Below are 19635 nucleotides of genomic sequence, written 5' to 3' on the forward strand. Positions count from 1 at the left end.
GGACCTCGTCCCGGTCGACCTTCACGATGACGCCGTCGACGATGTCGCCGTCGTTGAAGTACTTGATCGTCTCGTCGATCGCGGCGAGGAAGGCTCGCTCACCGCCTACGTCGTTGACCGCAACCGAAGGAGTCAGCTCGGGGTCCTGCACCTGTGTCACGGCGTACACAGCCGACGTGGTGCCCTGCGTGGGCGACGGGGTGACCGACCGGAGCGTGGGAGGGGACACGATGTACGCCCCGCGCGTGGGGTGCGCGGGTCCGGCCGCAGGGTGGGGAGCGAAGGGCGGAAGGCCTGTGACGGTCCGGGGTGCCAGCGTCCGGCAGGCTTCGTACGACGCCTGGACGAGTTGCACCACCGGGTGGTCGTGTCCCGCCAGTGCCGCCAGGCTGCGCCATTGAAGGTACAGGTCCTGGAGGATGTCCTCGGCCTGCGTCGGGCTCTGGTCGGCGCGCGCACACTCGAGACGGGCGACGGCGAGGTTGCCGGCCGCGGCGAGTGCCTGGGGGTGGCAGGCCCCGACATAGCGGTTGAGGCGAGTGCTGATGAAGGCGAGGTTGGCGGTCGCCTTGTGCAGGCGTTGGGCCGACCGAGCCGTCCGGGCGCACTCGATGTGGACTGCAGCCAGCTTGCCCTGCACGACCAGGGCGCGCGGGTGGTTGGCGCCGAGCAGGGCGGACAGCCGTTGGCTGGCCGCTTCGAGGACGCCCGCCGCGTGTTCGAAGCGGTCGTCCGCCTGGGTGTCTCGGGCGTCCTCGGCGGCGGCCAGCGCGAGCTGGGCCACGATCAGATAGCCCCGCGGGTCGCGGGAGTCCAGTGCCGCGATGGCCGCCAGCGAGGCACGGTTGAACGCGGCCATGGCCGCGTCCCGCGGTGCCCCGGGCGGCTTGCCGCGGGTGAGCACGACACGCACTCCGGCCAGGAGCTGGACGATCTCGACAGGCGGTGGGTCCGTGGTGGCGCTCAGCAGCCGGTCGGCCTCGGCCAGCCAGCGCGCCGCCTGCCCGGCCTGCTCCGTGCCGGCACTGATGGCGGCGAGGTTGGCCACGGCCCGCACAGCGGCCCAGTCGGGGCGCCCCGAACGCCATGGGTCCTCGGACGCGTCCTCCGTGCCCCGTCGTTTCGCACGAGCCCCCTCGGCGAGGGAGTGATCTCCCGGCTTCCGGCGGGCCGCGTCGGTCTTGTGCCGACCCGTCAGCAGACGCCGCGCCTCGTCCGGGTGGCCGAGACAGGTGAGCAGCACCGCGCAGCGGTTCGGGTCACCACCTGGTGGATAGCCCTGAGGGGGATCGGAGACCAGACGCCGCACCAGGGAGTGCGAGGCGGTGTGCAGCCCCATCTGGTACAGAAGCCAGGCCAGCTTCAGGACGGAGCCGAGGTCGGTTGCGGAGACGGGTACTTCGCCGGCGACGCACCGGTCGGTGAAGGTCTTCAACGAATCGGGCACGATGGTGCGCCGGGTCTCGCGCAGGGCCTCTTCGGCGTGTGCCACGGCGTCTTCGTAGGAATTGATCATGCTTCACCTCCCTCGTCGCCGGCGGGCAGTTGAAGTGTGCGCAGTGCGTCGGTGAGATCGCTCACCGACCGTACGCGAAATGCGGCCAGGTCAAGTGATTCGATCAGTTCAGCGTCACCCAGGTGGTCAAGAAAGCGCAGATAGTCCTCGGTTCGGGTGCACAGCGCGTTCAGCACCGGATCTTTGATTTCCTCCGGTGACCACGAGGTGAGTTCTTCCGTGGGTGATATGTCCAGCAGAGGCGTCTCGGAATCCCCTTCGCCGAGTTCGGGCGGAGGCGGAATACGCATACCGGCGTGCGCGGCGTTCTCGTGCGCCGTTTCCTCCTGAGCCAGCTCCGGTACGACCGTACTGTGCGCGGGCACCAGAGCCGTGTCCGGCGGGCAGGACGGTGGCTCGCCGGCGATCAGGCTGGTGGCCAGGCCCAGGGCCGACAGGCCCGGGAAGGTCTCCATCGCGCTGTCGATCGATGTGGCGATCAGGCCGTGGGGCGGATTGTGCGAGAACCGTGGCGAGGCGGGCGACATCAGTACGCCGACCAGTGGAGAGCGTTCCGTCTCGTCGGTGGTGCGTTCGACCGGTCCACCGCCGAAGGCGGCATGGTCGCGCACGGGGGTGTCCGTGGCCAGGTGGATCGCCGTGCGGCACGGACCGTCCTGCGGATGGTCGTGCACGATGTCGTCGACGGTGCCCTGCAGAAGTCGGCGCACGCGCGGGGGAGTATAGGGAGCGTGCCAGTCGTCGCCCTTGGTCGCGTGGTCCATGCGCGGACTGGGAAGATGCCGGCTGGGATGGGCGATGACAGAGATCAGCGCCAAGCCGACCTCCGGCCGCAGGTCGACGATCTCGCCGCGGACTTCGTCCCCGGACTGGTCGACCATGCGCAACACAAGGCGGGCGCCGACGTCGAGCGAGGCGATGCAGTCGGTGAGCGTCATCGCGTAGTAGCGCGTGAACAGGAAGGCGCCCCCCAGCACGTCGTCGTCCTGGACCAGGTCCACCCAGTACTCGTCGTCGCTCTCGTTCATCCGTACCTCTGGTTGGTTCGGGTGCCGACTACAGCCCACAACGCTCAACTGCTCGTCCACCAGCTTTCCTCGACACCCCGTGGAACTCACAACGCTGCCGTGCCCCGCGCCGGTTTCACTCGGCGGAAAAAAGAATAGTGACGGCGCGCAGGATTGGAAAAGGCGCACAACGGCGCACGGGGTTGCCGATGCACGCGCCCCCTATGTACCGCGACTCAACATGCGACTCGCACCCGAGACGACAGCCGTGGCGAGCACCCATCCCGAAACGATCAAAAAAACGGCTACGGCCTTGTCCCAGCCGACGGGGTCGAATGCGGAGCGATACCCCAGAGAAACCACCGGAATCAACAGGTCCATGCAGTACAGCACCGGATCGAAATCCCGCTGCCCTGAACCGCCCACAGGGGCGGGCGTGTGCACAGAGAACCAGGCCGAGCCGGCCGCGACCAGGGCCACCAGCCACAGCAACGCCCGCCGCGGGGCGTACCCGTAGCCGAACAGCACATCCTGTAGGGCGCCCCACATGCGACCGGTGAGCCGGTCGCCGCGCCGCAGATGCCGTTCACGCGCGTGCCGTACCGTGCGAGCCGCCCGTTCGTCGCCTGCGGCCTGGTAGGAGGCGGCCAACTGCTCGAAGACACCCACCCCGGCTTCCCGGTCCAGAGCGAGCCAGGTCAGCCGGTCCTTGACCGACAGCGGTGTGGCCGAGCCCAGTCGCTTGTACACCAAGCCCTCAATGTCCAGCTGTCCTTCCGTCGGCCACGAGGCGGTGTCGTCGACCAGTGCTCCCACTTGGGCGTCCCGCAGCACGATGCGCCCCGCCGGTGCGGCCCGCAAGCCGAGGCGCAGCCGTGACGTCCTCAGCCGGCTGAGGATCAGCTCGCCGTGCGGTCCGTTCAGGGTGGCGTCATGGAAGGTCACCACCGATTCGACTGCCGCCCCACGCAGCAGAATCTGCCCGCGGGAGTGGAATCCCCAGTCCGCGTAGAACCCGCGTCCGCAGGACAGGCCGGTGGCATCGATCCCTCCTACGCTCGCCCCGTCGAAGCGCACCGCGTGTGCCACCCGGGCATCACGCAGATACACCGCCCCGGAAGCCTCTAGCCCACGCCCCTGCACCGCACCGTCGACCTGCAGGCGCGGCGCGAACACGGACCACAACCCCGTCGAATGCAGCCGCAGTTCCTCGGCCGTCAGACTTCCCGCGATCCGTGCGTCGGCCAGCCTCAGCGGAGCCTCGGCGGACGGCTCCGTGACCCGGTGCGGTCCCCGGACACCGTCGCGCACGACAGTGGCCTCGGTGCCGAGCTCCCTTGGCTCACCCGGCGTCGCGCCGACAACGCAGCCCGACAGCCGGACGTCCCCGTCCACCACGAGTCCGTCCGCCAGCAACGCGGGAATGGAGGAGTCGCTAAGGTCGAGCGAGGCTGCGGAAAGACCCCGCAGATCGACCGGGCCCAGGAACCGGCACCGCACGAACTCCACCCCGAACTCCAGCTGCCGGTGCGCGAGATCCACCGGTCCGGCGACACGTGTGTCGTGCACGCGGCAGGGCCCCGTGCTCGGATCGTGCTCGGTCACCGCCTGCGCGAGAAGGCTCCCGCTGACAGGTCTGCCCCGCGCCGCGGCGCGCCGCACGCGCCGCATTGCCGTCCCGGCCATCCCGGTTCCCCCGATCCTCGTCCTTCGCAGGGGCATAGCACCACAACTGGCACCGGAATGAACCCGGTTCAGACAGACTTGGGGCATGAGCGGGTTGACATACTTCGGCTCCGAAGCCGCCAAAGAGCTCGAGAACTGGCAGAACCGGCGGCGCAGGATCACCTTCGCCAAGGCCGTTCCCGGTGGCGGCAGCGGGGCACTCCTAGCTTTCGTCTTCCACCGGGGCGACGCCGAGCACCCACAGCAGAAGCTTCTCCTCAAGCTTTGTGCCGAGGACGAGGGAGCCGTCAACGAACCCCGCGACCTGGAGGAGGCATGGCACTCACACCCGGACTTCGACCCCAACGCGCGCCCCTTCGACTTTCCCGAACGCCGTCTGATCCGCCAGGTGTACCCGCCTCTCAGAGTCGGCGGCACCTGGCTCATGTTCCTCAAGGTCGCTCTCGATGAGCGGGCCCGGCACCCCCTGAGCCCGCTCACTGTCGTCGGATCACTCGGCAGACAGGCCCAGGTGGCCGCCAGTGTTATCGACTCGGTCCTCACCGAGTGGAATCCCGACCCGGACGCCGACCACGACATGACGGCGCAGACCTTCCTCCACCAGGCCCTGGGACACCGGGCCGCTCCCGACAGCAGGCTGGCCCAGGTCAGCGCACGACTCCTCGGGGCTCAGCTGCACAACTCCCGCGTGAGGCTGCCCGGATGGCCCGGTGCCCTGTCCAACCCCACCCCGTTCGCAGACCCCCCGCCCCTGGCCGGCCTCAAACCGCCCACGGTGGCCCTGGGGCGCGCCCACTACGACCTTCACCCCGGCAACATCATGGTGGCCACGCAGCCGGACGTCCTGCCCAACTCGTTCCGTCTCGTCGATCTCTCCCGCTTCCAGGAGCAAGGCCTTCTCCTGCGTGACCCGGTACATCTGATGCTGTGCCTGGTCGGCGACCACCTTCCCGACCTGAACGAGCAAGCGCGCGACGAACTGGCCGGCCTCCTGCTGGACCAGGACCCGGACAGCGCGGACCCCTCCGAGAGCCGTCTGCCCGCAGGCCTGCTGAACGCCCTTCAACTGCTGCGGGCCGCGCCGGACCTGTGGCGCATGGCCCGTGACTACGCGCATGCCGACTGGCACCCTCAGTACCTCCTGGCCCTGCAGGCCTGCGCTCTGATGTTCCTCACCCGCCGCACGGAGGAGGACGAACAACTGTGGTTCCTGCGCCTGGCAGCCAGTGCCTGCGAAGCCTTCCAGGATCTCGCGGAACCGGTCACCTGCCACGACCCGGGACCCATGCCCCCGGACCAGGGGACGGTCCGACCCTCGGTCCCCGACGAAGGGGCCCGAGGTCTCCCCCCGGCCTTGCACGCCGAATTGACCCGCCACCACCAGCAACTGGAGCACCTGCGTACGCGCTGCGCCGACGCGCGCTTCGACGCCATGCTGGCCGAAAACCTGTACATCGTCATCAACCGGTGCACCAGAATCGCCGACCTGGCGCGCGACGGCATCGGTGCGGAGGCCGTGCTGGCCCTTCACGACCAGTGCACTCGGGTGCTCGAGACCGCTCGAGCACTGCAAGCGGTGCACGACCGGCCCGGCCGGACGAGGGAGAAGGAGACGGCGCGTGTCTCGTTCGTCACGGCGTTGGCTCGCCTCCTGGACTCGCCGGGAGACCGATCAGGTCCTTCGGAGGGGGAGCTGCGGCCAGGCGGCCACGAGCCGACTGTCGAGCCGGGGCCAACGCTTCCGGTGGCAGCGCCCCCCGAACCCGGCGACGCCGGCGGCTTGGACCCGACGGCGGCGAGCTTCCTTCCAGCCTTGGCGCCCTTGCCCGAGATCCCCACGGCCTCCGGTGGCGAGAACACGGTGGCCGAACACATCCGGATCGGGCTGTGGGGTGGGGAATGCTCCGGGAAGACGACCTACCTCGCGGCTCTGCCCGTCGCGGCGATGCAGTCCGGGCGGCAGGGGGAGGAAAGCTGGACGATCAATGGGATGACCTCGGAGGCCAACGCGTATCTCGTCCAGGGCACCGCCATGCTTGCCGTCGAGCGGGCCTTCCCTCCCGCCACGTCCACTGTCAGAGCCCTGAACTGGTTGCTACGAGGAACGGTGCCCCCCAGGCTCATGAGGCCCAAGCGGCTCCGAGAAGTCGAAGTGACTCTGGATATCAAAGACATTCCAGGCATCGCTTTCGATGAGACGCACCCCCTGCACGACGAAGTGATCGACGAACTGGCCCGCGCTCAGGGACTGATCTACCTCTTCGACCCCCTCGCCGGTGCCCAGGAGGCGGCGCACAGCGTGTCCACGTTCCTCTCCACCCTGAACGGACTCGCCAAACGAGTCCGCGATTCCGGAGGCATCCTTCGGGGGCGGCTGCCGCACCAGGTCTCGGTCTGCGTCGCCAAGTTCGACGCCCCCGAGGTCTTCCGGCCGGCTGTGGAGGCGGGATGGGTCACGCAGGACAGTCACGGCCCCCGGCTCCCCCGTGTCCCCGGACACATTGCCCGGCAGTACTTCGAGTGGCTCTGCGACAACGCTCCGCACGCCCACCTGGTGCGCGACGGCCTGACGACCCATTTCCATCCCGAACGCGTCGCCTACTACGCGACCTCCGCCATCGGGTTTCGGATGAACCAGCATCACCACTTCGACTACCGCGACTTCGCCAATCTGGTGGAGACGGAGGGCCCGCCGCGGATCCGCTCCGCGCCCGAGCCCATCAACGTACTGGAGCCGTTGACCGACCTGGCCCACAGGATCCGCATGTCGAAGGGCGGAAAGCGATAGCGCTCCCAGGTCTCGATGTATCGCGGGTGTATCGAAAACCGCATACGCCCGCGCAACCTCCGACCAACTTCACTGGGAGCGTGAGCCACAAGACATCCCCGCCGGCCCTGTCCCGCCGCACGCTCAGGTTCGTGCTTCTCGGGCTCGTCGTACTCACCCTGGTGAGCGGTCTGTTCGCCATCCGGCGGATGCTATTGATGTCGGCCCCGCGGTGCATGACCGGGCACTGGCACGGCTGCTACGACACCTTCAACGGTGTGGTGTTGATGACGCTGGTCGCGCTTCCGCTCGCCGCGCTGGTGGTGTGGGCCCTCGCTCACCGGCGGCAGGCCGCGGGCCTCGGTTCGGTCTGGGCGTGGCGCAAGTCGCTGGCCGAGGTGGGCATGGTCCACGGGACGGTGCCGTTCCTGTGGCTGACGATGATGCCGGGCCTCGCTCCGGGCGTCGCTCCCCGCCGGGTGAGCCTGGTACCGCTGCGGGACCTGGTCACGATGGGGACGGGCGGGATCATCGGCAATCTGCTCGTCTTCGCGGCACTGGGGTTCTTCGCCCCCATGCGATTCGCGGCGCTCGCGTCCGTGCCGCGGATCCTGGACCTCGGCGCGGGCTGCTCGGTCCTCGTCGAGATCGCCCAGTACGTCCTGTGGCTGGACCGGGTGTCCTCCGTGGACGACGTACTGGTCAACGCCACCGGCGCCCTGCTGGCGGGGCTGGCCTCGCGCCGCTGGTGGCGCTCGATGGCGCAGGCCCCGTCCGACCGGTCCCGCCCCGCCCCGGCTCCCGTGCCCTGAAGTGCCTCTTCGCTGCGCGTCCGCCGCGCGATACGTCCGCGATACGGTCCGCTGCTTAGGCTTCGGACATGCGTGTACTGATCGTGGAGGACGAGCCCTACCTGGCCGAGGCCGTCCGTGACGGTCTGCGGCTGGAGGCGATCGCGGCCGACATCGCCGCCGACGGTGACTCCGCCCTGGAACTGCTGGGCGTCAACTCATACGACCTAGCGGTCCTCGACCGTGACATCCCCGGCCCCTCCGGCGACGAGGTCGCCCGGCGGATCGTCGCCTCCGGCAGCGGCATCCCGATCCTCATGCTCACCGCCGCCGACCGGATCGAGGACAAGGCCTCCGGGTTCGAGCTCGACGCGGACGACTACCTCACCAAACCGTTCGAGCTGCGGGAACTCGTGATGCGGCTGCGAGCCCTCGACCGCAGGCGCGCCTACGCCCGGCCGCCGGTCCGCGAGATCGCGGGCCTCAGGCTGGACCCGTTCCGCAGAGAGGTCTTCCGCGACGGACGCCATGTCGCGCTCACCCGCAAGCAGTTCGCCGTGCTGGACGTCCTCGTCGCCGCGGAGGGCGGGGTCATCAGCTCCGAGGAGCTGTTGGAGCGGGCCTGGGACGAGAACGCCAACCCGTTCACCAACGCCGTCCGCATCACCGTCTCGGCGCTGCGCAAACGACTCGGCGAACCGTGGATCATCGCCACCGTGCCCGGGGTCGGCTACCGGATCGACACCGGCGCGGACACCGGCAGCGACGACCCGCACTCCGGCGACCCGCATGGATAGACCCCCAGGGCGCAGCGCCCGGCTGAAGCTCACCCTCAGCTATGCCGGATTCCTCTTCGTCGCCGGCGCGCTCCTGCTGGTCGTGATGTGGGTGTTCGTGCTGCGCTGGCTGCCGACCAACGACCCCCGGCTCATCCAGAGGACGTACGGCGCCGTGATCATCGTCGGGCCCAGCCGCTCCGACCTCCTGCGCGGCTTCGCCCCCGCCGCGGCCGTCTCACTCGGCTTCCTGCTGGTGTTCGGCCTCCTCGGGGGCTGGGTCCTGGCCGGCCGGATGCTCTCCCCCCTCACCCGGATCACGGACGCGGTGCGCGTGGCCGGGAGCGGTTCACTGTCCCACCGGATCCGCATGAAGGGCCGCCAGGACGAATTCCGCGAACTCTCCGACGCCTTCGACTCGATGCTCGAACGACTCGAGTCCAAGGCCGCAGAGGAGCAACGGTTCGCCGCGAACGCCTCCCACGAACTGCGTACCCCGCTGGCGATCACACGGACACTCCTGGACGTCGCCAGAAGGGACCCCGCGCGGGACCCGGACGAACTCATCGAACGCCTGGACGCCGTCAACACGAGGGCGATCGACCTCACCGAGGCCCTTCTGCTCCTCAGCCGCAGCGACCGCGGGAACCTCCCCCGCGAGAACGTCGACCTCTCCCTCGTCGCCGAGGAAGCCGCCGAAACGCTGCTCCCCTTCGCCGAACAGCGCCGGATCACGCTCGACGTCACCGGTGGGGTGGCCCGTACCGGCGGTTCCGCGGAACTCCTGCTGCGGATGGTCATGAACCTCGTCCAGAACGCCGTCGTCCACAATCTCCCCGACGGCGGCACCGTGACGGTCCACACCGGCACGGAGGGCGACACCAGTGTGCTGCGGGTCGAGAACACCGGCCGCCCGCTCCCGCCGGAACTGGTGTCGACCCTCACCGAACCGTTCCGGCGCGGATCGGAACGCGTACGCACCGACGAGCACGCGGGCGTCGGTCTGGGCCTGGCCATCGTGGCCGGTGTCGTCCGGGCCCATGGCGGAAGCCTCGAACTCGTTCCCCGCCCCGGCGGTGGCCTCGTCGTCACGGTCCGGCTGCCCGGCGCTCCGTAGGAGGCGTCCCCGCGAGCGGGCTCATCGTTGAGTGAAGACCCTTCAGTCGGTGGTTCCGTAGGCGGCCATGAACATGTCCACGAGGCCGTCGACCGCGGCGGCGTCGATGGGGCGGTTCGACAGCAGGCTGCGGTAGTACAGGGCACCGCACAACACCTCGGCCGCGAACTCCAGGTTCGCGTCGGCCTTCAGTTCGCCGGCGGCCTGGGCACGGGTGATCCGGTCGAGGGTGCGCCGCTCGACGGTGGCCAGGAAGCGTTCGTGCAGTGCCGCCCGGAGCGCGGAATCGCCTTGTGCCTCGGCGATGACCGCGCGGTAGACCGGGCCGATCGGCGGGCTGGAGAGGGCCGTGCCGGAACGGACGAACTGCTCACGCAGATCCTCGCGGACGTTCCCCGTGTCGCGGTAGTCCAGGTCGCTGGTCCACACACGGCTGAGCGCGTCGAGCAGCAGCGCCGCCTTGGAGGGCCAGCGCCGGTAGATCGTGTGCTTTCCGACTCCGGCCCGGCGGCCGACCGCCTCGATGCTCAGACCCGCGTACCCGGCCTCCGCGGCCAGGTCCAGTGTCGCCTGGAGCAGCTCCTCGGTGCGCGCGGCGCCTCGACGCCGCGGCACGGCGGGCGGTTCCGTCATGAGTCCACCCTATCGGCACGGCCCGTGCCGTTGACAAGGCGAGGGTCACACGGAATATTCGGCCGTCATCGGCACGGTGCGTGCCGATGTGGACGGGTGGCGGGTGCCATCCGCGTGCGCGAGATTGCGGACAACGGACCTCAAGGGGGAGTTCTGTCATGAGCAGCACGGAAAACGGTCGGCACGAAGGGTTCACGGCCGAGGAGCGGGCCGCGATGAAGGACCACGCCAAGGAGCTGAAGAAGGAGGCCCGCCGCGGTTCACGAGCGGACAAGGCGGCGGAAGCCGAGCGGGACGTACTCGCGAAGATCGCCTAGATGGGGGACGCCGACCGGATCATGGCCGAACGCGTCCACGCCATCGTCACCGCAGGCGCTCCGGCCCTCGCGCCGAAGCTCTGGTACGGCATGCCCGCCTACGCGCTGGACGGCAAGGTCGTCTGCTTCTTCCAGAGCGCGGAGAAGTTCAAGGCACGCTACGCGACGCTCGGTTTCAGCGACCAGGCGAAGCTGGACGACGGCACGATGTGGGCCACCGCGTTCGCCCTGACGGAGATCACCGCCGAGGTCGAGGCGAGGATCGGCGCACTCGTGAAGCAGGCGGTGAGCTGAGGCACCTCACGACGGCGCCCGGTCGGAGTCCGGGAGAGTGCGTGCCTCGGCGGTGCGACTCCCGGCGGCCGGGCGTTCGTGCGGCCCCTGGCAGTCGGGCGCCCGTGCGACCTCTGGCAGCCGGGCGCCGTCGAGAATCCCCGCTTGCCGGGAGCCCGTACGGCTCCCGGCAAGCCGGCCGGGAGTTCTAACCGACGGTCGGCGGGGCGCCGTTGAGGGCCGCGCTCAGGTCGACCGGTGTGGAGGTCGGGTTCGGCGGCGGGCTGAGGACGACCTGGGGCTGGCCGGGCGCGGGAGGCGGCGGGGTCATGTCGGACTTGGGCAGCTTGGGCGGGGTGGTCTGGTTGAAGACCGTCGTGTCGAAGTCGACGAGGCCGGTCTTCTCCATCACGGTGATGTGGTCGAGCACCGTGTTGTTCGCCTGGTCGGCCAGGGCGCGGATCAGCGTGTTCTTGGTGGTCGAGCGGACCTTGGCGATCGCGTTGAAGATCGAACCGTGGGTCATCCGCAGGATGTTGGCGAAGTCGATGTCGAACTGCCGCCCCGACTCCGCCTTCAACTGGGTGACGAAACCTTCCTGTTGGGGGCTCGCCACGTTGGGCAGCGTGACGTTCAGCATCGGCGCGATCTTGCGGCACGTGATGTCGAGGGCGGCGTGCCCGTCGACGAGGTGCTGGCTCGCGGTCTTGACCGCCTTGCTCTGTCCTTTCTGCAGCCCGATCAGGCCGAGCGGGTGCTCCCACAGGCCGGCCGCGCGCACCTTGACCACGAAGTCGCGCTCGCCCTCCGTCAGCGGCCCCCACTGCGTGTTGGCGATGATCCGGTCGGTCGAGGTCGAGGTGTTGTCCACTCCGAGCATCGCCGGATAGGCGAGCGCGGCGAGTGTCAGGGTCAGAGCACCGCCGACAAAGAGGGTTCCGATCAGGTTGCCCGAGCGCTGCACCTTTGCTCCTGCCCGTCGGCCTGTCGCCGAACTGTCATCGCCTGGTTGATCCGGTCGAAGAGGAGTACGCGCGGCACGCCGTTCTAACTCAGCCGATCAGGTGGAGAATCACACCGAAAGCGAGCGGACTCTCCGGCCGACCGCCCAGGTGGGGCCGGTGGAACGTCGACGGCGGGTGTCTGCCGACGGCGGAGACGAGGGGCGAGGACCGTCGAGGAGGGTCGACAAGCCTGGTGCGCCCCCAGGCCCGTCCGGCGGGAACGGGCCGGGGCAGGGTGTGCGGAACACCCCGGCCCGACGGTTCGACGGTGCCGCACTTGGGGGCCAACTCACCTGGAAAGCAGGGGAGTTGAATCCGGACAACGGAGGTTCAGCCCGGTCTCAGTGGGAGTTGGGCCCAGTCTCAGCGGCTCTTGCGTACTCGGGCAGCCGCGCGGGCCTCCGCGGCCTTGCGCGCGTCGGCCGTCTTGCGCGACTCCTTGGCGCGCGGTCCGGGACGCGTGCCGATGCCCCGGAAGGCCGCGTTGCCGGTGCTCGGCTTCGGCCCGGTCGGGGGGCGCTTGGCACCGGTGATGGCGGTGAGCACCGCCTCGCCCGAACGCACCTGCGTGACGGTCGGCCGGATCCCGGCCTCGGACATCAGACGGTTCACGTCGCGCCGCTGGTTGGGGGTGACCAGGGTGACCACCTTCCCCGACTCCCCGGCGCGCGCGGTCCGCCCGCCGCGGTGCAGATAGTCCTTGGCGTCGGCGGGCGGGTCCACGTTGACGACGAGGTCGAGCGCGTCGATGTGAATGCCGCGGGCGGCGACGTTGGTGGCCACCAGCACGTTGATCTCACCGTTCTTGAACTGGGCGAGCGTGTGCGTGCGCTGCGGCTGCGACTTCCCGCTGTGCAGGGCGGAGGCGCGGATGCCGCTGGCCCGCAGATGACGGGTGAACTGGTCCACGCCCGCCTTGGTGTCCAGGAACATCAGCACCCGGCCGTCCCGTGCGGCGATCTCGGTCGCCGTCGCGTACTTGTCGGCGCCGTGGATGTTCAGTACGTGGTGTTCCATCGTGGCGACCGAGCCCGCCACCCGGTCGACGGAGGCGAGGACGGGGTCGTGCAGATAGTTCCGTACGAGCTGGTCGACGCCCCGGTCGAGCGTGGCCGAGAACAGCAGCCGCTGACCGTCGGCGCGCACCTGGTCCATGAGGTCGGAGACCTGCGGCAGGAAGCCCAGGTCGCACATCTGGTCCGCCTCGTCCAGCACCGTGATCCGGACCTGGTTCAGGAAGCAGTCCCGGCGGGACACCAGGTCGGTCAGCCGCCCCGGCGTCGCGATGAGCACCTCGACGCCGGTCCGCAGCAGCGCCTGCTGCCGGTTGATCGACAGACCACCGACCACCGTGCCGAGCCGTACGTTCAGGGTCTGCGCGTACGGTTCCAGCGCGTCGCCCACCTGCTGCGCGAGCTCCCGGGTCGGGACCAGGACCAGCGCCAGCGGCCGCTTCGCCTCCGCCCGCCGGCCCGCGGTCCGGGCGAGCAGGGCCAGCCCGAAGGCCAGCGTCTTGCCGGAGCCGGTCCGTGCCCGGCCGAGGACGTCGTGCCCCGCCAGCGCGTTCGGCAGCGTCGCGGCCTGGATCGGGAAGGGTTCCGTCACCCCGAGCCCGGTCATCCTGGACACCAGTTCCGGCGGCAGACCGACGGCGTCGAACGATGTGACGGGAGGCAGACCTGCCGAGCGGGACGATGACGCCGTGACGTCGCCCTGCGGCGCCGGCTGCTCGGCGCCGGCGTCGGGGAGTCCAGGGGCCGGCGGCTTCGCGTTCATGGGGAACCTTCCTCAGTCTGACGCCCGGAACGCCCCGGGGCCCGTACCCATCGGCACGGGCCCCGGCGACTTCGAAGCGTGCTCCCCATTTTACCAGCGGGCACATGGCCCGCCCGGCCGGGTCGTCGGCCCGGCCGGGCAGCCGGCGTCACCCGATGTGATCCTCTTCCTTGCCATCCGCGCCTCGGTGTGGGAAGCATCTCCGCAACGAGTCTCCGAAGAACTGTTATCCGAGGTTCCGCGGGCGGTCTCCCAGGCAACGGCAGCATCGTTCGGAGTCGAGGACAGGGAAGTTTTGATGAGGAGACAGCACGCGGTGGATGCGGCGGCACTGGTGACCGCCGCCCGGTCGGGGGACCCGGCGGCTCAGGACGCTCTGGTGAGCGCCTATCTCCCCTTGGTCTACAACATCGTCGGGCGCGCGCTGAACGGCTCCGTCGATGTCGACGACGTCGTGCAGAACACCATGCTCCGCGCCCTGGACGGCCTGGACGGCCTGCGGACGCCGGAGAACTTCCGCTCCTGGCTCGTGGCGATCGCGATGAACCAGGTCCGGGCGCACTGGCGGGACCGGCAACTCGCCCCGGAGGGGGTGGAGGAGGCGGAGGATCTCGCGGACCCCGGCTCCGACTTCGTGGACCTGACCATGGTGCGGCTCCAGCTTTCCGGCCAGCGCCGGGAGACCGCGCTGGCCACGCGCTGGCTCGAACCCGAGGACCGGGGCGTGCTCTCCCTGTGGTGGCTGGAGTGCGCCGGTGAGGTGACCCGGACCGAGGTGGCCGAGGCCCTGGAGCTGTCGCCGCAGCACGCGGCGGTCCGAGTGCAGCGGATGAAGGCGCAGTTGGAGACGGCTCGCGTGGTGGTACGGGCGCTCGCCGCCCGCCCGCCGTGCGAGGAACTGCGGGGTGTCCTCGCCTCCTGGGACGGCCGGCCCTCGGCTCTCTGGCGCAAGAGGATCGCCCGGCACGCCCGCGACTGCGTCCGCTGCTCGGGTCTGTGGAGCGGACTGATGCCGGCGGAGGGACTGCTGGCCGGCCTGGCGCTGGTGGCCGTGTCGCCCGGGCTGGCCGCGGCACTGAGCGAGGCCTCCGGCGGGCTGGCCGCCACGGGCGCGGCGTCGCGAACTCCGGCCGCCCATCACGGGGACGCGGGCGGGTCCGGGACCGGACACCGGGCTCCCGGCGGGAGGTCGGCCGCGCGCGGCGAGGCCCGCCGACGCCGACGCGTCCGGCGCCGGGCGCTGGGCGGCGCCCTCGTAGCGGTCTGCGTGGCGGGCGGCGGGCTCTGGTATCTCGACACGGATCCGGGAACACCGAGCGACGGGGCGGCTCCCTCGCGAACCGCGGGCGACGCGATCGCGGACCTTTCGGCACCGGACGCCTCCCGCACCTCGCCGTCGGCCGACGCCACGCCCTCGCCGTCGGCGTCCGCGTCGAAGAAGGTGAAGGCCAAGGCGTCCAAGACGGCCCGTGCCGCGGAGCCGAGCAAGTCGGCCGCGGCCTCTGCCGCGCCGACCCGGCGCGTGACGGGCCTGGCCCAGACACAGGCGGCTCCGGCGACCACGGTCGCGCAGGTGGTCGCCCTGGTGAACAAGGAGAGGGCGGCCGCCGGCTGCGGGCCGCTCACGGAGGATCCGCAACTGGAGGACGCGGCTCAGGCACACTCCGACGACATGGCCGCACGGAACTTCTTCGAGCACACCAACCCCGACGGCGTCGACCCCGGCAAGCGCATCACCGCCGCCGGTTACCGCTGGTCCACGTACGGCGAGAACATAGCCAAGGGCCAGCAGACCCCCGAGTCGGTGATGGAGTCCTGGATGAACAGCCCGGGTCACCGGGCGAACATCCTCAACTGCTCGTTCAAGAACATCGGGGTGGGTGTGCACAAGGGGTCGGGCGGCCCGTGGTGGACCCAGGACTTCGGGGCGAAGCTGTGATGCCGGTGCTCCCTCCCGGGCGGGCGGCTCTCCGGCCGTGACCGGGCCGGCGGCACGTCCGGGCCGGCCGCGTCTCCGGACGGGACGCGCTCAGTCTCGGGTGACGTGCCAGCCGGGTTCGAGACGGTCGAGGAGCGCGTGGAAGGCCGCGTCAGCCCGCTCCCGGCCGTCGTCCGTCAGCGAGGCCACGACCAGGCCGAAGGTCGCGTCGACCAGGAGGACGGCCTCCGTCCGGGCACGGACCTGTGCCAGGCCGAGGTTGCGGAAGGCGGCGGTGAGCAGGTCCGTCCACTCGGTCAGCACGTCACGCAGCAGGGGCCCGTACCGGTCGGGGTCGATCAGGCTCGCGGCCATGATCTCGACGTACAAGGGGAGGGCGGGGCGCAGGTCGGGGGCTCCGAACCGCTGCCAGGTCTCCTCCATGAAGCGGCGCATCCCCGCCGGATCGCGCGGGGACCGCGCCGAGGCGAGTTCGTCCCGGGCGCGCAGGAGCGGCCGCCTCTCGTCCAGGGCGAGCGCCTCGGCGACCATGGCCTCCTTGGTCCCGAAGTAGTACAGGAGCATGCGGTCGCTGGTTCCGAGGGCCCGGGCGAGGGGGCGCAGGGACAGCCCGGCGAGGCCGTTGCGCATCAGATACATGCGGACCCGGTCGAGCAGCTCGCGTCGTTTGGCCTGGTCGGACGGTCGTGGCATGAGGGCTCCCGGCGGCCGTGGCCCGGCCGGAGTGGGGTCGTGTGACACCAGACACGTTCCATATGTCTGGATGGATACTCTTGGAAAGAATTTTTACCGTAGCGACCGCTACATGCATATTTGTTATCGTGACGGGCGTTACGTGAACGCGTGACCCGACCCATGTCCGGACCGGTCGTCAAAACCGTCCGTGCCGCTCCGGCGGTCCGGTCGCCGGCAGTGCAGAAGGGACTGATTCCCATGGCCCCGGGGGCCATCGACCTCATGGCGACACCACGCCGAGGGCGCTTCACCCGGCTCTACCGCCGGCCCGAGGGATCGGGGCGGGAGGGGGCCACGAAACGCGATCAGCAGAACGGGGCATCCGTGGACGCACCCCCCACGTCGTGGCTCGCCAGGAGCATGGCTCTCTGGGCGCGTGCGGTGCAACCGATACGCCCGTTCGACGCCCCCCGCGCCCGCGTCACCCCCTGGGAGGCCTCCTGGCCCCTGTCGCGTGAGCTCACCTCGGCCCGCCGGGCCCGCCGTCTGGTGACGGCACAGCTGGACGAGTGGAATCTGGGGGAGCTGGCCGACACCGCGGAGCTCCTGGTCAGCGAGCTCGTCACCAACGCCCTGTGCCATACGCGCGGCCCGCTGCGGCTCAACCTGTGCCTGCGCGAGGACCGTCTGCTGTGCGAGGTCGAGGACACGGAGCCCCTCTGTCCCGTACGACGCGAGGCCGACCCCGACGACGAGGGCGGCCGCGGCACCGAACTGCTCGACCTGCTCGCCGAGAGCTGGGGCAGCACCTGCACACCCACCGGCAAGACCATGTGGTTCGAGGTGCCGACCCAGGACCCGTCGTAGTACTGGCTACGACCCACCGGCTCTGACCGACCGGCCAAGACGTACCGGGTACGACGTACGGCTACGACCTACCGGTTACGACGTACGGCTACGGCCTACCGGTTACGACGCAACGGCTACGAACCTTTCCCGCGGCGCCGGCGTTCCCGCTGGGGAAACAGGCCGCCGAACGCCGCCGCCACGACCGTCCCGAGGAGCAGACCGCTCCAGGGCGCGCTCGCGATCGAGTGTCGGCGGACCCCCTCGTACGCGATGAGGCCGAGTGTCCCTCCCACGAGGAAGGCGGCACCGCCCCGCAGTGCGAACCACCATCTCGGGCGTTCTGTCGTCGACGTCACGACCGGAGTATCCCCCCACCGGCCGGAGCGCTCAGGCGCGGGTGGTCACCTGGGTGGCCAGGAAGCCGAGGAGCGCGGTGTTGAAGCGGCCGGGCTGTTCGGCGCCGGGGAGATGGCCGGCGCCCTCGACGACGGCCAGGACCGCGTGCGGGACCAGCCGCTGGATGGCCTCGGCGTCGGCGACCGGGGTGTAGACGTCGTCGGCCCCCACGACGATCAGCACCGGCGTCCGCACGGCGGCGAGCGTGTCCCGGTAGTCGGGGCGCTCCGCCCGTCCGCGCAGGGCCGCCGCGGCACCGCGGGGATCGGTGGCGCGCATCATGCCCAGGACGTGCTCGGCGACGTCGGGCAGCGCGGTCACGTTGTAGTCGGCGAGCATCTTGCCGATGACCTCGTCCGCGTAGCCGTTCATCCCCTCCGCCAGGAGCCGGTCGGCCAGCCGGTTGCGGAAGACCTTGCCCTCGTCCGTCTCGGCCGGCGCCGAGGTGTCCGACAGGACGAGCGCGCGGACGCGGTGGGGGTGGGCGCGCTGCATCTCCATGGCGATCTGCCCGCCCATCGACACGCCGCCCACCACGGCGCTGCCGATGTCCAGGTGGTCCAGGAGCGCGACGAGGTCGTCGGCGAAGTCGGAGAGATATACCGGGCCGTCGTCCACCGCGCTGGCGCCGTAGCCGCGCAGGTCCGGGGTGATGACGCGGTGACCGGCCGCGACGAGCGCTTCGGCCTGAGGGGCCCACAGGGTCCGGTTGAAGGGATGCCCGTGGATCAGCAGGACGGGCAGCCCGGCCGGGGAGCCGGTGTCGTCGTAGTGGAGCGTCGTACCGCGCAAGCCTATGGAGGTCATGCCAGGCACCCTAGTCTCAAGATCATCCCGGGTGGTCGGGAATGCGTGTGCGCGGAAGTGGGGGACGGAAGGGATGCGACGGCGGGGAGCGGGTGGAGGGGAGGCAACGCCAACGGCCCGGCGCGGACGCGAGGTTGATCGCGCCGGCCGGGCCGTCGACAGGCCTGGGAAGGGGTTACCTCCCCTCGTACCCGGTTCCGTAGGGGGCACCGGCGTTCGTCCCGCCGTACTGGGCGTGCTCGTCGGCGGGCTGCTGAGGCGCCGCCGCCGGCCAGTGGTCGGCCTGCGGGACGTTGTGGACCACCGGTGTCCCGGGGGCCGGAGAGTCCTGGATGCCCGACACCCGCACCGGCATGGCGTTTCCGCGTGCGACGACCTTGGAGCCTCCGTCGACCGGCTTGTCCCGGCCGCTGTCGCCGAGGATCAGGACCGGGTCGAACATGACGACGGCCGTGGCGAGGATCAGGAAGATGATCGGGCCCAGGAGCATCGGCAGCAGGAGCGAGGAGCCCTCCTGGCCGCTGACGGTCGGGGCCGTCTCGATGCTGTTGTGGAGGTGGACGCTCACGGCGGCCATGCCCGTGTAGTGCATGCCGGTGACGGCCAGGCCCATGACGAGGCTGGCGCCGAGGGTGCGGACGAAGCCCTGCACGGAGACGGCTGCCCACAGCGCGGCGGTCGCCGCCACGAGGGCGATGATCACGGACAGCGTCACGGTGAACGCGTTGTAGCCGAGGTCGCCATTGAGCCGCATCGCGAACATGCCCAGGTAGTGCATGGTCGCGACGCCGAGGCCGGTGATGGCGCCGCCCACGGTGAGGGCCGTCCGCGTGGCACCGCGGTGCCCGACGATGAAGACGCCCGCGGAGACCACCACGATCGCGACGGCGAGGCTGAGGACGGTCAGCGGGATGTCGTAGGTGATGGGCGTCTCCGCCACGGAGAAGCCCGTCATGGCGATGAAGTGCATCGTCCAGATGCCGCAGCCCAGGGCGCTGGCCCCCAGGGCGAGCCAGCCCAGCCTCCATCCGGGCTCGTGGTGCACCGTACGCACCACACAGCGCAGCCCCAGCGCCGAGCCCACACAGGCCATGACGTAGGCGGCCACCGGTGTGACCAGCCCGTAGCTGAAGCCGTCGATCGTGCCGTTCATCCGCTCCCTATCCCTTTACCGCTGACATACGAAGGACATTGAGCCCGTTTCATGGTCGCGATAGCAAATTCTCAGGCCGAAGTTGGTTGAAACTTGCCCGATCGTTATCGATCTCGTACGTGCGCGGGCGCGCGCGGGTTTCAACGGTGTCCC

Annotated in this window: 15 protein-coding genes and 2 pseudogenes; 7 read left to right on the forward strand and 10 right to left on the reverse strand. The window is 70.2% G+C overall.

All coding sequences use genetic code 11. The features are described 5' to 3' along the window. The 3 genes and pseudogenes from rpsA to ACFYYF_RS39950 form a co-directional block, all read right to left on the reverse strand. Positions 1-160: pseudogene (gene rpsA, locus ACFYYF_RS39940) on the reverse strand (30S ribosomal protein S1); the annotation flags it as partial. Between the two features lie 1352 nt (positions 161-1512). Further along, positions 1513-2544 (reverse strand): hypothetical protein, encoded by a 1032-nt coding sequence (locus tag ACFYYF_RS39945; RefSeq protein WP_388784006.1) that lies wholly within the window; start codon positions 2542-2544, stop codon positions 1513-1515. A 201-nt stretch (positions 2545-2745) separates the two neighbouring features. Continuing rightward, on the reverse strand, positions 2746-4209 hold the full coding sequence (locus tag ACFYYF_RS39950) for a hypothetical protein (RefSeq protein ID WP_388784008.1): 1464 nt from the start codon (positions 4207-4209) through the stop codon (positions 2746-2748). Positions 4210-4294: 85 nt separating this feature from the next. Between ACFYYF_RS39950 and ACFYYF_RS39955 the strand changes: the two genes are divergently transcribed. The 4 genes from ACFYYF_RS39955 to ACFYYF_RS39970 all read left to right on the forward strand — a co-directional run bounded on the left by ACFYYF_RS39955 (position 4295) and on the right by ACFYYF_RS39970 (position 9660). After that, positions 4295-6997 carry a hypothetical protein gene (locus tag ACFYYF_RS39955; RefSeq protein ID WP_388784010.1) on the forward strand — a complete coding sequence of 901 codons (2703 nt, stop codon included), beginning with the start codon at positions 4295-4297 and terminating at the stop codon, positions 6995-6997. 80 nt (positions 6998-7077) lie between these two features. Then, a complete protein-coding gene (locus ACFYYF_RS39960) occupies positions 7078-7788 on the forward strand; it encodes a VanZ family protein (protein ID WP_388784013.1) in 711 nt (236 codons plus the stop codon). A gap of 68 nt (positions 7789-7856) precedes the next feature. After that, on the forward strand, positions 7857-8564 hold the full coding sequence (locus ACFYYF_RS39965; protein WP_388784016.1) for a response regulator transcription factor: 708 nt from the start codon (positions 7857-7859) through the stop codon (positions 8562-8564). Then, positions 8557-9660, forward strand: a complete 1104-nt coding sequence (locus tag ACFYYF_RS39970) for a sensor histidine kinase (RefSeq protein ID WP_388784019.1) — start codon at positions 8557-8559, stop codon at positions 9658-9660. The genes ACFYYF_RS39965 and ACFYYF_RS39970 overlap by 8 nt, the downstream gene beginning before the upstream one ends. A gap of 42 nt (positions 9661-9702) precedes the next feature. On the opposite strand, the gene ACFYYF_RS39975 is transcribed toward ACFYYF_RS39970, so the two are convergent. Further along, positions 9703-10293 (reverse strand): TetR/AcrR family transcriptional regulator, encoded by a 591-nt coding sequence (locus tag ACFYYF_RS39975; protein WP_388784021.1) that lies wholly within the window; start codon positions 10291-10293, stop codon positions 9703-9705. Between the two features lie 158 nt (positions 10294-10451). Between ACFYYF_RS39975 and ACFYYF_RS39980 the strand changes: the two are divergent. Continuing rightward, positions 10452-10904, forward strand: a pseudogene (locus ACFYYF_RS39980) (iron chaperone). 187 nt (positions 10905-11091) lie between these two features. On the opposite strand, the gene ACFYYF_RS39985 reads toward ACFYYF_RS39980, so the two are convergent. Together ACFYYF_RS39985 and ACFYYF_RS39990 are read right to left on the reverse strand one after the other, a co-directional pair. After that, positions 11092-11847 carry a DUF4142 domain-containing protein gene (locus ACFYYF_RS39985; protein ID WP_361686496.1) on the reverse strand — a complete coding sequence of 252 codons (756 nt, stop codon included), beginning with the start codon at positions 11845-11847 and terminating at the stop codon, positions 11092-11094. A 403-nt stretch (positions 11848-12250) separates the two neighbouring features. Continuing rightward, positions 12251-13663 carry a DEAD/DEAH box helicase gene (locus ACFYYF_RS39990; protein WP_388784023.1) on the reverse strand — a complete coding sequence of 471 codons (1413 nt, stop codon included), beginning with the start codon at positions 13661-13663 and terminating at the stop codon, positions 12251-12253. A 298-nt stretch (positions 13664-13961) separates the two neighbouring features. Between ACFYYF_RS39990 and ACFYYF_RS39995 the strand changes: the two genes are divergently transcribed. Then, positions 13962-15602 (forward strand): sigma-70 family RNA polymerase sigma factor, encoded by a 1641-nt coding sequence (locus ACFYYF_RS39995; RefSeq protein WP_388784025.1) that lies wholly within the window; start codon positions 13962-13964, stop codon positions 15600-15602. A gap of 90 nt (positions 15603-15692) precedes the next feature. On the opposite strand, the gene ACFYYF_RS40000 is transcribed toward ACFYYF_RS39995, so the two are convergent. Then, positions 15693-16295, reverse strand: coding sequence for a TetR/AcrR family transcriptional regulator (locus ACFYYF_RS40000; RefSeq protein WP_388784027.1), 603 nt, complete (start codon positions 16293-16295; stop codon positions 15693-15695). A 240-nt stretch (positions 16296-16535) separates the two neighbouring features. Between ACFYYF_RS40000 and ACFYYF_RS40005 the strand changes: the two genes are divergently transcribed. Beyond that, entirely contained in the window at positions 16536-17144 is a 609-nt protein-coding gene (locus ACFYYF_RS40005; RefSeq protein WP_361686548.1) for an ATP-binding protein, read from the forward strand. A 116-nt stretch (positions 17145-17260) separates the two neighbouring features. Here the strand turns inward: ACFYYF_RS40005 and ACFYYF_RS40010 are convergent, their stop codons facing one another. The 3 genes from ACFYYF_RS40010 to ACFYYF_RS40020 form a co-directional block, all read right to left on the reverse strand. Beyond that, positions 17261-17482, reverse strand: a complete 222-nt coding sequence (locus ACFYYF_RS40010) for a hypothetical protein (RefSeq protein WP_388784030.1) — start codon at positions 17480-17482, stop codon at positions 17261-17263. Positions 17483-17513: 31 nt separating this feature from the next. Continuing rightward, positions 17514-18329: an alpha/beta fold hydrolase gene (locus tag ACFYYF_RS40015; RefSeq protein ID WP_388784033.1), complete on the reverse strand. Its 816-nt coding sequence runs from the start codon at positions 18327-18329 to the stop codon at positions 17514-17516. Between the two features lie 175 nt (positions 18330-18504). Beyond that, on the reverse strand, positions 18505-19482 hold the full coding sequence (locus tag ACFYYF_RS40020; RefSeq protein WP_388784036.1) for an MHYT domain-containing protein: 978 nt from the start codon (positions 19480-19482) through the stop codon (positions 18505-18507). Positions 19483-19635 lie beyond the last annotated feature (153 nt).

This window comes from Streptomyces sp. NPDC001914 (genome assembly GCF_042891215.1).
In the GTDB taxonomy this organism is placed as follows: Bacteria; Actinomycetota; Actinomycetes; order Streptomycetales; family Streptomycetaceae; genus Streptomyces.

What these genes read in the sequence shown, in the direction of transcription:
- ACFYYF_RS39965 (WP_388784016.1), top strand. Translation starts at nt 7,857, where the DNA reads ATGCGTGTACTGATCGTGGAGGACGAGCCCTACCTGGCCGAGGCCGTC.
- ACFYYF_RS39950 (WP_388784008.1), bottom strand. Translation starts at nt 4,209, where the DNA reads ATGGCCGGGACGGCAATGCGGCGCGTGCGGCGCGCCGCGGCGCGGGGC.
- ACFYYF_RS39970 (WP_388784019.1), top strand. Translation starts at nt 8,557, where the DNA reads ATGGATAGACCCCCAGGGCGCAGCGCCCGGCTGAAGCTCACCCTCAGC.
- ACFYYF_RS39990 (WP_388784023.1), bottom strand. Translation starts at nt 13,663, where the DNA reads ATGAACGCGAAGCCGCCGGCCCCTGGACTCCCCGACGCCGGCGCCGAG.
- ACFYYF_RS39995 (WP_388784025.1), top strand. Translation starts at nt 13,962, where the DNA reads ATGAGGAGACAGCACGCGGTGGATGCGGCGGCACTGGTGACCGCCGCC.
- ACFYYF_RS39955 (WP_388784010.1), top strand. Translation starts at nt 4,295, where the DNA reads ATGAGCGGGTTGACATACTTCGGCTCCGAAGCCGCCAAAGAGCTCGAG.
- ACFYYF_RS40020 (WP_388784036.1), bottom strand. Translation starts at nt 19,482, where the DNA reads ATGAACGGCACGATCGACGGCTTCAGCTACGGGCTGGTCACACCGGTG.
- ACFYYF_RS40015 (WP_388784033.1), bottom strand. Translation starts at nt 18,329, where the DNA reads ATGACCTCCATAGGCTTGCGCGGTACGACGCTCCACTACGACGACACC.
- ACFYYF_RS40000 (WP_388784027.1), bottom strand. Translation starts at nt 16,295, where the DNA reads ATGCCACGACCGTCCGACCAGGCCAAACGACGCGAGCTGCTCGACCGG.
- ACFYYF_RS39945 (WP_388784006.1), bottom strand. Translation starts at nt 2,544, where the DNA reads ATGAACGAGAGCGACGACGAGTACTGGGTGGACCTGGTCCAGGACGAC.
- ACFYYF_RS40005 (WP_361686548.1), top strand. Translation starts at nt 16,536, where the DNA reads ATGGCCCCGGGGGCCATCGACCTCATGGCGACACCACGCCGAGGGCGC.
- ACFYYF_RS39975 (WP_388784021.1), bottom strand. Translation starts at nt 10,293, where the DNA reads ATGACGGAACCGCCCGCCGTGCCGCGGCGTCGAGGCGCCGCGCGCACC.